The 724-nt window shown below is 49.2% G+C and carries 1 protein-coding gene and 1 pseudogene; both read left to right on the top strand.

The window, feature by feature from the left end:
- Positions 1-164 (top strand): annotated as a pseudogene (locus tag R7Q48_RS27230) (glyceraldehyde-3-phosphate dehydrogenase); the annotation flags it as partial.
- Between the two features lie 12 nt (positions 165-176).
- Complete coding sequence (locus R7Q48_RS27225; RefSeq protein WP_005485516.1) at positions 177-671, top strand: cyclin-dependent kinase inhibitor 3 family protein; 495 nt, start codon at positions 177-179, stop codon at positions 669-671.
- Positions 672-724 lie beyond the last annotated feature (53 nt).

Genomic DNA, 724 nt, shown 5'->3' with positions numbered 1-724 from the left:
TGGTGTCGATCGATTACAAAGGCGATCAACGCTCAACCATCGTTGATGCACTCTCAACAATGGTCGTTGGTTCTCGCATGGTGAAGATTTACGCGTGGTACGACAATGAAATGGGTTACGCAACGCGCACCGCAGAATTGGTTCGTAACGTTGGTTTGGCTTAATAGGAGTTCACAATGTCTCATCCTACATGGCAATTAGATTTGGACTCTGGTGCATTAGTCCTAACACCGTGCCCGGGTACGAAAGGCGTCGATTTGCAAACGTCTTTACAGCAATTAAAAGAGCAGGGTGTTCAAGCCGTGGTTACGGCATTGGACAATGCTGAGCTAGCATCGAAAGACGTCGCGGATTTGGGTGAAGTTACCCAACAACTGGGTATGAAATGGTTCCAGATCGAGATTGAAGATGATTGCGCACCCAGTGAGGATTTCGCGATGAAGTGGCAACAAGCTAGCCCTGAACTGCATGCGATTCTTGCTCAAGATGGCAAAGTCGCGATGCACTGCATGGGCGGCTCGGGTCGCACTGGTTTGTTCGCAGCTCACTTACTGCTAGAAAAAGAATGGACGCTGGACGATATCGTGCGAGAAGTTCAGGCACTGCGCCCAGGCGCGTTTACCAAACCAGTGCAGCTTGAGTACATCGAACGGGTGGCAAAAGACGCGTGATCAGCTTAAATAGCTTTTGGAACATCATGATCCAAAAGCTATTGTCTGGCTTT

It is taken from the genome of Vibrio sp. 378 (assembly GCF_033339435.1).
Note: the sequence above shows the minus strand (reverse complement) of the source record. Positions and strands in the feature narration are given on the sequence as shown.

What these genes read in the sequence shown, in the direction of transcription:
- R7Q48_RS27225 (WP_005485516.1), top strand. Translation starts at nt 177, where the DNA reads ATGTCTCATCCTACATGGCAATTAGATTTGGACTCTGGTGCATTAGTC.